Origin of the sequence: Polynucleobacter sp. UK-Mo-2m-Kol15 (assembly GCF_018881505.1) — a bacterium.
Classification (GTDB): domain Bacteria; phylum Pseudomonadota; class Gammaproteobacteria; order Burkholderiales; family Burkholderiaceae; genus Polynucleobacter.
Map to the genome: position 1 here is coordinate 566482 of NZ_JACVQC010000001.1, position 12498 is coordinate 578979.

Annotated in this window: 16 protein-coding genes; 8 read left to right on the forward strand and 8 right to left on the reverse strand. The window is 44.3% G+C overall.

Translation table 11 applies throughout. The annotated features are described in order from the left end of the window. The first annotated feature begins 95 nt into the window (after nucleotides 1–95). Nucleotides 96–458, forward strand: coding sequence for a sirohydrochlorin chelatase (locus ICN43_RS03045; RefSeq protein ID WP_216197136.1), 363 nt, complete (start codon nucleotides 96–98; stop codon nucleotides 456–458). Here the strand turns inward: ICN43_RS03045 and cobA are convergent. The 3 genes from cobA to ICN43_RS03060 are packed head-to-tail and all read right to left on the reverse strand — an operon-like array spanning nucleotide 381 to nucleotide 3518. Beyond that, nucleotides 381–1238, reverse strand: coding sequence for a uroporphyrinogen-III C-methyltransferase (gene cobA, locus ICN43_RS03050; protein WP_216197137.1), 858 nt, complete (start codon nucleotides 1236–1238; stop codon nucleotides 381–383). The two genes, ICN43_RS03045 and cobA, sit on opposite strands and share 78 nt — an antisense overlap. Next, nucleotides 1235–1786 (reverse strand): DUF934 domain-containing protein, encoded by a 552-nt coding sequence (locus ICN43_RS03055; protein ID WP_216197138.1) that lies wholly within the window; start codon nucleotides 1784–1786, stop codon nucleotides 1235–1237. The genes cobA and ICN43_RS03055 overlap by 4 nt, the downstream gene beginning before the upstream one ends. Nucleotides 1787–1796: 10 nt before the next feature. Then, nucleotides 1797–3518, reverse strand: a complete 1722-nt coding sequence (locus ICN43_RS03060) for a nitrite/sulfite reductase (RefSeq protein ID WP_216197139.1) — start codon at nucleotides 3516–3518, stop codon at nucleotides 1797–1799. A 183-nt stretch (nucleotides 3519–3701) separates the two neighbouring features. Here ICN43_RS03060 and ICN43_RS03065 point away from each other — a divergent pair, with 183 nt between their 5' ends. Beyond that, nucleotides 3702–4979 (forward strand): serine hydrolase, encoded by a 1278-nt coding sequence (locus tag ICN43_RS03065; protein WP_216197140.1) that lies wholly within the window; start codon nucleotides 3702–3704, stop codon nucleotides 4977–4979. A 76-nt stretch (nucleotides 4980–5055) separates the two neighbouring features. Here ICN43_RS03065 and ICN43_RS03070 read toward each other — a convergent pair whose 3' ends face one another. After that, on the reverse strand, nucleotides 5056–5427 hold the full coding sequence (locus ICN43_RS03070; protein WP_216197141.1) for a hypothetical protein: 372 nt from the start codon (nucleotides 5425–5427) through the stop codon (nucleotides 5056–5058). Between the two features lie 14 nt (nucleotides 5428–5441). Continuing rightward, nucleotides 5442–5669 carry a hypothetical protein gene (locus ICN43_RS03075; protein ID WP_216197142.1) on the reverse strand — a complete coding sequence of 76 codons (228 nt, stop codon included), beginning with the start codon at nucleotides 5667–5669 and terminating at the stop codon, nucleotides 5442–5444. Between the two features lie 184 nt (nucleotides 5670–5853). Between ICN43_RS03075 and ICN43_RS03080 the strand changes: the two genes are divergently transcribed. From ICN43_RS03080 to ICN43_RS03095, 4 genes are all read left to right on the forward strand, one after another. Then, nucleotides 5854–6438, forward strand: a complete 585-nt coding sequence (locus ICN43_RS03080) for an HdeD family acid-resistance protein (RefSeq protein WP_216197143.1) — start codon at nucleotides 5854–5856, stop codon at nucleotides 6436–6438. 24 nt (nucleotides 6439–6462) lie between these two features. Then, nucleotides 6463–6642, forward strand: a complete 180-nt coding sequence (locus ICN43_RS03085) for a hypothetical protein (protein ID WP_216197144.1) — start codon at nucleotides 6463–6465, stop codon at nucleotides 6640–6642. Nucleotides 6643–6650: 8 nt separating this feature from the next. After that, a complete protein-coding gene (locus ICN43_RS03090) occupies nucleotides 6651–7727 on the forward strand; it encodes an acyltransferase family protein (RefSeq protein ID WP_216197145.1) in 1077 nt (358 codons plus the stop codon). A 115-nt stretch (nucleotides 7728–7842) separates the two neighbouring features. Continuing rightward, a complete protein-coding gene (locus ICN43_RS03095; RefSeq protein WP_216197146.1) occupies nucleotides 7843–8559 on the forward strand; it encodes an NYN domain-containing protein in 717 nt (238 codons plus the stop codon). Nucleotides 8560–8567: 8 nt separating this feature from the next. Here the strand turns inward: ICN43_RS03095 and yjgA are convergent, their stop codons facing one another. The 3 genes from yjgA to ICN43_RS03110 are packed head-to-tail and all read right to left on the reverse strand — an operon-like array spanning nucleotide 8568 to nucleotide 9787. After that, nucleotides 8568–9095 (reverse strand): ribosome biogenesis factor YjgA, encoded by a 528-nt coding sequence (gene yjgA / locus ICN43_RS03100; protein WP_216197147.1) that lies wholly within the window; start codon nucleotides 9093–9095, stop codon nucleotides 8568–8570. A gap of 31 nt (nucleotides 9096–9126) precedes the next feature. Further along, nucleotides 9127–9444 (reverse strand): helix-turn-helix domain-containing protein, encoded by a 318-nt coding sequence (locus ICN43_RS03105; RefSeq protein ID WP_216197148.1) that lies wholly within the window; start codon nucleotides 9442–9444, stop codon nucleotides 9127–9129. Nucleotides 9445–9484: 40 nt separating this feature from the next. Continuing rightward, complete coding sequence (locus ICN43_RS03110; RefSeq protein WP_216197149.1) at nucleotides 9485–9787, reverse strand: type II toxin-antitoxin system RelE/ParE family toxin; 303 nt, start codon at nucleotides 9785–9787, stop codon at nucleotides 9485–9487. Nucleotides 9788–9907: 120 nt separating this feature from the next. On the opposite strand from ICN43_RS03110, the gene ICN43_RS03115 reads away from it, so the two are divergent. Together ICN43_RS03115 and ICN43_RS03120 are read left to right on the forward strand one after the other, a co-directional pair. Further along, nucleotides 9908–11542: a GMC family oxidoreductase gene (locus ICN43_RS03115; protein ID WP_216197150.1), complete on the forward strand. Its 1635-nt coding sequence runs from the start codon at nucleotides 9908–9910 to the stop codon at nucleotides 11540–11542. Further along, the gene (locus ICN43_RS03120; protein ID WP_370623146.1) at nucleotides 11535–12464 is read left to right on the forward strand and encodes an EamA family transporter; all 930 of its coding nucleotides are present in this window, start codon (nucleotides 11535–11537) and stop codon (nucleotides 12462–12464) included. The genes ICN43_RS03115 and ICN43_RS03120 overlap by 8 nt, the downstream gene beginning before the upstream one ends. The last annotated feature ends 34 nt before the right edge of the window (nucleotides 12465–12498 follow it).

Here is a 12498-nt window from a genome sequence, read left to right on the forward strand (position 1 = left end):
GATGTTTTCTATCAAGGGCATGAATCGTCCTTATTTTAAAGCGATTCCTGGTGAGCTATTTGAATTAGTGTGTACTTTTATCTATAAAGAATTTTATGAAATCCCTCATTTTATTTGGCCATGGAGCAAGAGATAGTCGCTGGCGTGAGCCTTTTGACCGTTTGGCCTCATTGTGGAAAGTTCAGCACCCTGATGTGCGGGTTGAACTCGCTTTTTTGGAGATGATGCAGCCAAGCCTAGCCGAGGCAATTACCTCCTTAGTCAATTCAGGGGCAACTGATATTGTGGTGGTGCCGGTATTTTTCGGGCAGGGCGGTCATCTGCGTAATGACTTTCCAGTCTTGCTGGAGTCCTGTCAGCGGGAGTTTCCTACTGTGCACTTAAGCGCTACGCCGGCTGTCGGTGAGGATGCTGCTGTTTTGCAAGCCATTGTTGATTTTGCTACTAAGGCTCTCTAAGACCTCATCTATCTTGCTAGATTGCTGTTTTTCTCTGAGTGCCTCGCCAATCATGATGAGTGCAGGTGAGGCAACATTAAACCAATCATTTGCTTTACCGTCTGCTAATTCTCCTAAAGTGCTAGACCAATGACGCTCCCTGGGGGTGCTAGCCGCTTCCAGAATATGTACTGGCGTAGCAGCGTCGTGATTGAGATTAGCGGCGATTAACTGTCCGGCAATTTGCGCAGCATCTTTACGTCCCATGTAATAGACCAGCGTATCAGCGTTCGGATTTTCTAAAGGCTGTAATTGTGCATCTTGAGCGCTCGAAGTATTTTCTATTCCTTGCGCTAAAGTCACAAAGGTAACGCTGCGTGAGACACCGCGTAATGTCAGTGATTGCTGAATTGCTGCTGCAGCTGCAAGAGCGGCGGTGATGCCGGGAACGACTTCCACCGCAATACCCAGATTTTTCAGCGCCTGAATTTCTTCATCCGCACGACCAAATAACATGGGATCTCCGCCTTTGAGTCGGACAATCGTTTGATGCTTTTTAGTGGCATCGATCAGGCGTTTATTAATGAACTGCTGAGCGGAGGAGAGCTTGCCACAGCGTTTGCCGACGGGAATCAGAATTGCCTGAGGGCATAGCTCTAGCATTTCAGGTTCTACTAGCGCATCATGAAAAACAATATCAGCCCTCGCTAGTAGCTTTGCGCCACGAACGGTAATAAGGTCCGCTGCACCGGGGCCTGCGCCAACCAAATATACTTTCCCAGGAACGTGAGGTTTGCTCATAATTGCGTAGATAACAATGAGCGTTTACTGCGCCAGCTATTTTGGGTTGTGACACTAAACAAATCAAATTGCTTTAAAGCAATATCTTCATTTTGATCTGAGCGTAATTCAAAGGCATCAAAGCCAACCCTGGCACCTTGCAATAACTGATCAATTAATACATCGCCTATAGCGCGGATCTGTTTGTTCCAAGCAAAGCGATCACGCAACAATGCTGCGGTACTAAAACTTCTGCCATCTCTAAAAATAGGAAAATGCGCACCCACAACTGGCCAGAGCAATTTACCCTCTTCAATGATGTCTGAATGCTTGAGGATGTCATCATCAGCCGCAAACCAGACGCCAATCTCACCTTTCTGTGCCCGCGCAAGGATATCGGCGTTCCGGTGATGCGTAATCCACCAATGAAAAGGCACGAGCACTTTATGTAATCCATGCTCAAGATCTGGAATACCGCCTTCATCTTGCTCGCCATTCCAGACCTGCCATTCATTGGCAATGACAGTGGGCTTGCCATCTTTTGGAAAATATATAATCAGTTGGCTCATCGTTTTTCTATCATGCAGCTATCAGGCTCTTGCCGGACTCTTTGGACTGCTTGCCATTATTTCTATAGGCAGCTTCTTTAAAAGGATTGACACCGAGGCGACGGTAAGCATCGATAAATAGCTCACCAGGCGTGCGTTGCTCAACATAGGTGTTAATGAGACTAGTCATGACATCAGGGATTTCATTCGCGTAGAAAGAGGGGCCGATGACTTTGCCAATCGAGGCATTATTGCCTTGCTCTCCACCTAAGGTAATCTGATACCACTCCTCACCATCTTTATCAACGCCCAATACGCCAATATTGCCAACGTGATGATGACCACAAGAATTAATGCAACCTGAAATATTCAGAGTGATATCACCTAAATCAAATAAGTAATCAAGATCATCAAACCGTTCTTGAATGGCTTTAGCGATTGGTAAAGATTTTGCATTGGCTAGTGAGCAGAAGTCACCACCTGGGCAAGCAATAATATCGGTCAATAAGCCAATATTGGGGAGTGCTACAAATTGCTTCTTAGCCTCTTGCCACAGCTCAAATAATTTGGATTGCTCAACATCGGCTAGTACTAAATTTTGTTCATGTGTGACGCGTAATTCACCAAAGCTATATTGATCAGCTAGGTCGGCAATCGCATTCATCTGAGTGCTAGTGGCATCACCTGGAGCAACGGTGCCATGCGGCTTGAGTGACAAAATAACAGATGCATAGCCAGGTATTTGATGGGCTTTGACATTACGCTCTAGCCAACGAGCAAAAGCAGCTCTTTCCGTCTCAGGTGATGTCGCAAGAATAGCCTCATGACTCAAGGTATTGCGCTTTTGGTAAGTGGGCCTAGTAAAGTGTTTAGCAACGCGTTCCCATTCAGCTTGACTGAAATTGTCATCGCTATTTTTTTCTGAGTTGTGCACATGTAGCCACTCACTTTCAACTTGGCGAGCAAACTCTTGTGGACCTAAAGCCTTCACTAAAATTTTGATACGGGCCTTATAAAGACTATCTCGGCGACCAAAGCGGTTATATACCCGTAAGAGGGCGGTTAAGTAGCTTGGGAGCACTTGCCAAGACAAATCTTTTTTAATTAAAGAGCCCAGGATCGGTGTGCGGCCCATGCCGCCTCCTGCATAAATGTCCGCAAGTAGTTCTCCGGCAGGATTTTTCTTGAGCTCAATGCCGACATCATGACAAAGTAAGACAGTGCGATCTTCTTTTGCACCATTAATAGCAAACTTAAATTTACGTGGCAGGTGTGCAAACTCGGGATGTAAGCTTGACCATTGGCGTAGTAACTCACAAATTGGGCGGGGGTCAATGTATTCATCCGCGGCAACACCGGCAAAGGCATCACTTGTGATGTTACGAATACAGTTGCCTGAAGTTTGAATGGCATGCATCTGTACTTTGGCTAATTCAGCCAAGATGTCTGGGGTTTGCTCTAGCTCTACCCAGTTAAATTGAATATTTTGTCGGGTAGTGAAATGTCCATAAGCACGATCATATTTATCGGCGATAAGGGCTAAAGTGCGAAGCTGCTTGGCACTTAATAATCCATAAGGGATGGCAACCCGCAACATGTAAGCATGGCGCTGATGGTAGAGGCCATTCTGTAGCCGCAGCGGACGAAACTCTTCTTCGGCCAATGTGCCCTTGAGGCGCCGCTCTACCTGATCTCGAAATTGGATTACCCGCTGATCTATCAGGGTTTGGTCAATATGGTCATATTTATACATAGAGCCGTATTGTCGGAGGGCTTTGTTATTTCTACAAATAATTAAATATTGATTCTATATAACTAAAAAGATATATAAGTCAGGGGTAAGTCCTAGGCCCTTGTAGGCGCTCCAAGGCAATTTGAGGGCTTAAGATGATTTGGGTAGCAATAAAGTTAATAAATCAATTCAACTGGAGACAATATGAAGAAATTGCTCACCGCTAGCATCATGGCGAGTTTGCTAGCAGGTGTCACCCTTGCTTCTGCCCAAACGGGCAAGCCACCACTGCCTTTAGCCAGTAATCCTGGGCAGGGATTCTCTAAGGAGGGTCTGCAGCGCATTGACGCTTTCTTTGCTGATCAGATTGCAAGCAATCAAATGCCTGGCGCGGTTTTAGCAATTTCTAAGAATGGCAAATTAAGTGTGTTTAAGCCTTATGGCTATCTTGATAAAGAATCCCAAAAGCCAATGACAACCGATGCGATTTTCAACTTAGCATCGATGACTAAGGTGATGGCAACAGTAGGTGCGTTAACGTTTTATGAGGAGGGTAAATTACCTCTTAATGCACCGATCTCCGATTGGTTGCCGCAGTTCAAAAGTATGAAGCTAGGTCAAGTGGATGCCGATGGCAAGTTGACTACGATCCCAGCAAAAAATCCTATTACTGTGCAAGATCTCATGCGACATACCAATGGCCTGACATATGGTGGTCGTGGTGCTACACCAATTCATCAGTTTTATCCGGCTGGATCTGCTGTAGCTGCAATCAATTTTTCAGCCGATGAATTTATCGACAAGTTGGCTGCGGCTCCACTGCTATATGAGCCAGGCACTGCTTGGGACTATGGTTTTGGTATTGATGTGCTCGGCATTATTACAGAGAAAATTTCAGGTAAAACTCTTGGCGGTGTACTGCAGGAGCGGGTTTGGAGCAAAGTGGGGATGCCCAGCACAAGCTTTCAGCTCGCAGACAAGGATCGTGCTCGCTTAGCGCAGCCACTGCCAATTGATCCCATATCCAGTAAGCCCCAGAAAATAGCTGTTCATTCCAAGCAGGTGAAGTTTGATTGTGGCGGTTCTTGTGCCTATTCCACTGCAAGTGATTACATCCGTTTTGGACAAATGCTATTAAACGGCGGAAGCATTGATGGTAAGCGTGTTCTAGGCCCGCAAACAGTTGCCTTCATGACGGCCAATCACTTGAATAAAGACATTAAAAACAATGTCAGCGCTACTGAGCCTGCACGCGTTGGTTATGGCTTTGGCTTAGGTGTAGCGGTCAGAACGGAACGTGGCTTAGCCGCTAACAATGGCAACGTCGGAGACTACTCTTGGAATGGGGCCTATGGAACTATTTTCTTTGTCGATCCTAAGGAGCAGATGGTAGTGGTAATGATGGGTGTAGCTCCAGGCGATATTCGTAAGATCCATCGCGAGAAGCTAAACGCCCTCATCTATGGTGCTCTAGATAAATAAACTACTGCAGTATTTAGTATGAAAAAGCCCCAACTGATTGGGGCTTTTTCACTGATCTCTTGATGAACAAGAGTGCTCAAAAACTAAATTCTCGATAGTGCCTATATAGATTGGCAATCGAGGCAAAGCCTAGTACCACTATCAGGATAGCAAAAAGGTAGTCGAGACTAAGGTAGTTAAAAATACCCGCTTGAATTGCAATGGCACCGGCAATAAAGGCGGCAATGGCCCCAAAAACCACTAGTTTGAAATTCGGAATAAATGCACCTAGGGTAATGGCTACAAATAGCAGGATCAGTTCAGAAACCAATTGATCGGCGATTAGGAAAATGCCATTGGTAAATTCAGGGTTAGTGATCTTGCCAACAACAGCAAGCACTAGGATGCTGGCAAGAACTGCAAAATTTAACTTTGCTTTTTTGAGAATGGTGAGAAGTTGATCGTTCATCTAGATAGGGTGTTTTAGTAATTCGGGCTACCACTAAATACTAGGCTAATACCGATCCATAAAAGAATAAAGGCAATCAACATAGTGAACCCTAGTTTCTTCAGGAAATACTCTAAGGTATCCATGTAAGCTTCATCATTACGACCAAAGTATTTGTCAAAGCGCTTCCATACGAGGCGACCGACAACTAAGGGTAACAACATGGCGACTATGCCAAAAACAACGGTCAGAGTGGTATCCATTTAAATTCAATACTTTCTTACGTGCTGAGCTAGTGACCTAGCTTGATAAAAGAAGTAAGGATACCTGTTTTTAATGGCAGTGAATCTCAACAAGGCTGTGAATAGACTCTATTTATGCTCTAAAACCCTGAGTTTATTGATACAGTAGAGTCTTTATTGCATTAAATATCTTCGAAAGCCAAAAATGTCCGATTTATCTCTTGATCAAATTAAAGAAATCCGAACTGCTGCACTTGGTGCTGCTGCCAAGATTCCAGGTGCGTTAATTGGTATGGGCATTCTTTTTATTGTCTTGGGAATGATTGGTATTGCCGGGCAAACTCTGTTTTCATTTGTCACGATTAACGTATTGGGCGCATTTTTAATCTTTGGCGGTGCTTTGCAGTTTGCCCATGCCCTCAAATCATCTGGCTGGAAGAGTGTTGGCATTCAAATCATTCTGGCTATCTTATATATTGCAGCTGGCATTTATACCTGGGCCTTTCCTATTCCCGCCCTCGAAGCAATTACGCTTTGGCTTGCCGCCATCTTTTTTGTAACTGGCTTTTTGCGCCTGATCTCTGCATTTCAGCACCGTCATTTCCAAGAATGGTTCTGGTTGGTGCTGTCATCTGCGATTTCAATTTTGATGGGTGTGCTCATCATGAGTGGCTATCCTGAAAGTAGCTTGTGGTTGCCTGGTTTGCTGATTGCAATTGAATTACTTTTGCAAGGTTGGTCATTGCTGTTCTTGGGTTTGGCCGCACGGTCATTGACTAAGTCATCCTAAGATCTATTTGGGGGCTTAATTCCGATGACCATGAAAAAAACCGATCTTTACAAGAACTTGGCGTTGACCACTGCGCAGCGTATGAAAAATGCTGCCAAGACACCAAAGCCTGGCGCTGCAGACGAGGTAGCTAAGACCAAAAAGGAGTTGGCCAACTCCAACCCTTTGCTCTCATCCTTAATGGGTAAGACAAAAGCCAAATAAGTACCCTTGTGAGACAAGTCCAAGCACTTTTTTTAATTGATCTGCTCAAGGTCTTTGCGGCGCTTCTCATTATTCTGCATCACTTATCTAACTATGGTCAGATAGCGGTAGATGCTCGCTCTGTATTGCCTGGCTTAATGGCCTGGTTATTTGAATATGGTCGTTATGCCGTTCAAATATTCTTAGTAATGGCGGGTTATTTGGCGGCGCAGTCACTCACCAAATTCGCAAATGAAAAATTTAGTGCCCATGCTTTACTGCGAGTCATCATCAATCGTTATTTCAGATTATTTGCGCCATATATTGCCGCTTTACTGTTCACCATTGCCTGCGCTTACATAGCTCGCTTTTGGGTGAATGATGAGTTTGTGGGCGAACAAGAGACCCCCAGTCAGTTCTTGGCGCATTTATTTTTCTTGCAAGGCATTTTGGGGCTTGACTCTATTTCTGCTGGTGCTTGGTATGTGGCGATTGATTGGCAACTGTATTCAATATTGGGTGTGTTGCTCATTACCTTTTCCTCCTATCAAGCCTTCATTTGGTTTATTGGCATCCTTGCGGTGAGCTCATTGTTGTACTTCAATCGTTCTAGTCAATACGAGGCCTACTTTATTTACTTTATTGGCTCATATAGTCTTGGAGTGCTGGCCTATCTTGCGAAAAATTTTGCTGATCAGAAGATCCAAAATTTAGCTAAGTTTGCACTCATCGCTATTGGCGTGATCATTGCGATCTCCACCTTGCATCAAGTTTGGCTTCGTAATTTCTTGGCCTGGTTTGTAGCTTTACTTTTATTAGTATGGGGTAATGCGAGTTATCCAAGTTTGGGGCCTGCAAGCTCAAAAGTAGCAGCATGCCTATTGCGATGGATTGCTTGGGCTAGTCCCCGCTCTTACTGTGCTTTTTTAATCCACTTCGCATTTATCTTGCTAGCCAATACTTTGTATATCGCTCTAGGGATACATACTCATGAGAGTGGTTTGATTGCAATTGGCTTGATGTTGGGGGTTGTAGTGTGTAGTACCGTTGCTGCGAACTACCTGTATCGCTGGGTAGAGGTTCCCTCAGCTAAGTTAAAGCTTTAGAAGATTGTTTTATATTTCAGACTTTAAAGCCATTTAATGTTTAGGTGAATTTAAAAGTCTTCAAAAGGCGTATAATTCAGACACGACTCTCCCATTAACCGATCGGTACATCCGATTGCTTTTTGGGCGACAGACCACCTTCGGGTGGTTTTGTCTTTTCTGGAATGGGAAAAATATCAAAACTACTATTTATATTGATGGATATAACCTCTACTATGGCTTGCTAAGAAATTCAAAAATGAAGTGGCTAGATATTGTTAGGCTATTTTCTGAGAATATCTTAGATAAAAATGCGGAATTAACTCAAGTGCGCTATTACACAGCGCCTGTTCTAGGAAGGATGTCGGATGACCCAATGTCAACCCAGCGACAACGACTATACCTTCAGGCCTTAAGAAAAATGTATCCCAATTCTTTGGAAATAATTCAGGGAAAAATTTTGGCAACAACACCCTACCAAAGGTTGGTAAGGCCGATTATTGAAGCTCCTGAATTGACAATAGTTCAGGTTTATGACTTTAATGAAAAAAAGACAGATGTTAATTTGGCATCAGATTTGATTACCGGTGCTTGGACAGGTCTATATGAGCAGGCAGTGGTTTGTAGCAATGACTCTGATCTTGAAGGTGCTTTAGCAGCCGTGAAGAGGCATCAACCCCACTTGCGCATTGGTGTGGTAGCGCCAATTCAAAGTAAAAATCATCGACATATTTCGGGTGATCTGATAAAGCACTCTGATTGGAGAAAGATTCTTAGCATTTCACATGTTAGCGCTGCGCAGCTTCCATCCAAGATTCCGGGCTCAAAAATTCAAAAGCCTGATTCTTGGTAATTAAGGGGCTAGATTCCCATATCTTTTAATACGCGGAAAATTTCTCGATAAGCCTTAGGGGGTTTATTCATTTCTTTTTCTTTGCGCGCATTGCGAATGAGTGTGCGCATATTCTGAATATCCATATCGGGATATTGCTCAATCATCTTGGTAAATGTTTCATCATTTGCAATCAGCCGATCGCGATAAGACTCTAGATGGTGAAGCTTTGCAGTCTCTGCTTTGCTGATACCTTGAATGGCATCTAGGCGCTTCTGAATAGCATCAAGCTCTTCTTCATTCAAAAAGCGCATGAGTTTGCCAAGATACTGTTTATGGCGACGAATCGCCTCAAAACTTTTGATCTTATTGGTTTCTGCAATTGCAGCCTTGATAGCCTCATCCATGGGAATGGTCTTTAAAGCATCGCTGCTGAGTGCTGCCAGAACCTCTGCCAATTTTTGGCGTTCAGTCATCTGGCGTTTTAGCTCAGATTTGCTTGGCCCCTCATCAAGATCAACTTTCTTGGGCGTGCGGTTCTTTTCGTTGACATGCATGAGCTTATTTTAGACGGGTATTCGGGTTTAGCTATTCTTTATTAATCTTCTGTTTTAGTAATTTCAGATCGGCGCTAGAAAATAACTGGTTTCTTCCAATGATTGATGTAGGTTTTAATCTGCCGGCCTGTACATATCTTCGAAAGGTGGTGAGCGAGACCTCTAAAAATTCTGCAGCCTCTTCTGCTGAAAAGCTAGCATTTCTTAGGTGTCCAAATACTTGCTCATGCGTATAGTCGGTCTCTTGGAAGGCATTTATTGCGATTAAAGAGAAAAATTTAATACGTTCTTTTGATGACATTTTTTGCACATGAGCAAAAAGATCCTCTGCGGTCATGCATTGAGTCATATATAGACCTTACTTTCTTTATTGAAATAGATTGAAGTTGTCATTTGAATCGAATAGATTTTTTTAACTGAGTATAAAAATTTTCATGAGGTCCGATTTGGCAAAATTCAATCCAGGTTATTTCTATTACACCGGCAAGATAATCAAATTGATAGGCCATCAAATATTCTTGTGTATTAAAGCGAAATTTATAAACGAATACTCCCTGAAGATCTCCCGCCTTTTTTTGACCTATCCTAGGGTTATCACAAACTTCAGCGACCCTGATTTCAATTGCTAACTGCAGAGGTGTGGAGGCCTTTTTTACAAACTGTACAAAAGCTTTTTTAAAGGTAGTTCTCATGACCTAATATTAGATCATTTGTGATTCTATATCAAATCAACAAAAGTAACAAGAATTACTTGATTCGCTGGGATGGTGAATAATGAGACCAAAGCTCCATATGTCTGTAAAAATAGAGGTATGACTCAAGCCTCTCCTCAAAACACCTATGACTTCATCATCATCGGCGCTGGTAGCGCAGGTTGTATGTTGGCTAAGCGCTTGACCGAGAATTCCTCTAAACGGGTTCTCTTGATTGAGGCTGGCAAGAACGATAACTACATCTGGATCCATGTGCCGGTTGGCTATTTGTATTGCATTGATAACCCTAGGGCAGATTGGCGTTTTAAGACTGCTGTTGAAAAAGGTTTAAACGGACGTTCACTGCTATATCCGCGTGGTCGAGTTTTGGGTGGTTGCTCCTCTATTAACGGCATGATTTATATGCGCGGCCAAACCGGCGACTATGACTCTTGGGTTAAGGCAACAGGCGACGCATCCTGGTCATGGGAAAACGCATTGCGTCGCTACAAATCATTTGAGGACTATTACGGTGCAGCTAGCCAGTGGCACGGTAAGGGTGGTGAGTGGACCGTATCGAAACAGCGTTTGCGTTGGCCCATCATGGATGTCTTTCGAGAGGCTGCTGTAGAGGCGGGCATTCCGGCATCGGATGACTTCAATCAAGGTGATAATTTTGGTGTTGGTTACTTTGATGTTAGTCAGCGTAAAGGCTGGCGCTTAAATACCGCTAAAGCTTTTTTGCGGGACGCTGCTAAGCGACCTAATCTCACGGTGATTACCGAGGCAATGGTCAATACATTATTGATCGACCCAAGCTCTAAAAATTGTTACGGCGTGCAATATATCAAAGATGGCAAGATAACTGATGTTCTTTGTAATATCGCGAATCAGGGTGAAGTGATTTTGAGTGCAGGTGCTATTGGTAGTGTTCAGGTCTTAGAGCGTTCAGGTGTTGGATCGGCAGCGCATCTCAATAAGCTTGGCATTCCGGTCATTACAGATTTGCCAGGGGTAGGCGAAAACTTACAGGACCATTTGCAATTGCGCATGATTTATAAAGTCAATGGCATCAAGACCCTCAATACCAAAGCAAACTCATTGCTAGGCAAGCTGATGATTGGGATAGAGTATGTACTCAAGCGCTCTGGACCAATGTCAATGGCCCCTTCACAGCTAGGTGCTTTTGCATACAGCTCGCCCGATCAGCCTTCAGCAAATTTGGAATACCACGTTCAACCTTTATCACTAGAAAAGTTTGGTGAGGACTTGCATTCTTTTAATGCAATTACCGCCAGCGTTTGTAACTTGCGCCCAACATCTCGCGGTAGCGTGCATATCAGCTCACTCGATCCAGAGGCGCCCCCAGTGATTGCGCCAAATTACTTATCTACTGATGAAGATCGTAAAGTGGCGGCAGACTCTTTGCGCCTAACCAGAAAGATTGTGGAGAGCCCTGCACTCAAACCTTATACGCCAGATGAATACAAGCCGGGTAAGCAATATCAAACTGATGATGAATTAATCAAGGCAGCTGGTGACATCGGCACAACGATTTTCCATCCTGTAGGCACCTGCAAGATGGGGCGCGATGATGATCCGATGGCCGTTCTGGATTCTGAGTTGCGTGTCAGAGGCATTAATCACCTCAGAGTAGTTGATGCTTCTGCAATGCCTACGATTACTTCTGGAAACACGGCGGCACCTACTATGATGATTGCGCAACGCGCCACTGAATTGCTTGCTGGTGAGTAGTCCAATAACACCAGCTAGCGCAAAGTTAGATCCTGGACTTCCTGCAAGTCATTTGCTCTTGGCCCTCGCCATCGTTGCGGTATGGGGAACTAACTTTGTAGTAATCAAGATTTCTCTCGATAGTTTTCCGCCATTTTTATTTGCTGCACTGCGCTACATTTTTGTCTTATTACCGGTAGTCTTTTTTTTGCCTAGACCTAAAGTCTCCTGGCGCAATCTTCTGGTGTATGGCTTAGCAACCGGTGTAGGGCAGTTTGGAGTGATGTACTTTGCAATTGATGGACGCATTTCTCCTGGGCTAGCTTCTTTGGTTGTTCAGACGCAAGTATTTTTTACGATTGGCTTTGCGATGTTCTTCGCCAAAGAGGGTCTGAGACTGTATCAGGTGGTAGCAGTCGCTATTGCAATGATGGGTTTAATTATTATTGCGCTGCACACAGATGCCACAACCACTTTCTTGGGTCTAGCTTTGGTGGTATTTGCCGGTTTCTCATGGGGAATCGCCAATACGGTGAGTCGGAGGGCGGGGGCTATTAATATGCTTGCCTATGTGGTTTGGGCAAGTGCATTCTCCATTCCGCCCCTGCTAATTGGTTCAGCGATCTTCGAGGGTGGCCCTAGTCATTTATGGGAAGTCACTCTGGCAGCCCAGATGGGGGCTTGGATGGGGGTGCTCTGGCAATCCTGGGCTAATACACTCTTTGGATATGCCGCGTGGGCTTGGCTCCTATCTAAGCACCCGGCAGCTGTGGTGGCCCCCGCACCCCTGCTAGTGCCTATTTTTGGAATGGGCGCATCAACATTCTTCTTGGACGAAGCTTTGCCAATCTGGAAGATGATGGCCGCTGGCTTAGTTATTACGGGCCTAATCATCAACCTTTTCTGGCCTACATTACGCGAGAAAAGTCGTCAGTTTTTTTAAAAAGACCTATATCTCTTGGGGCTAATGTAAAACC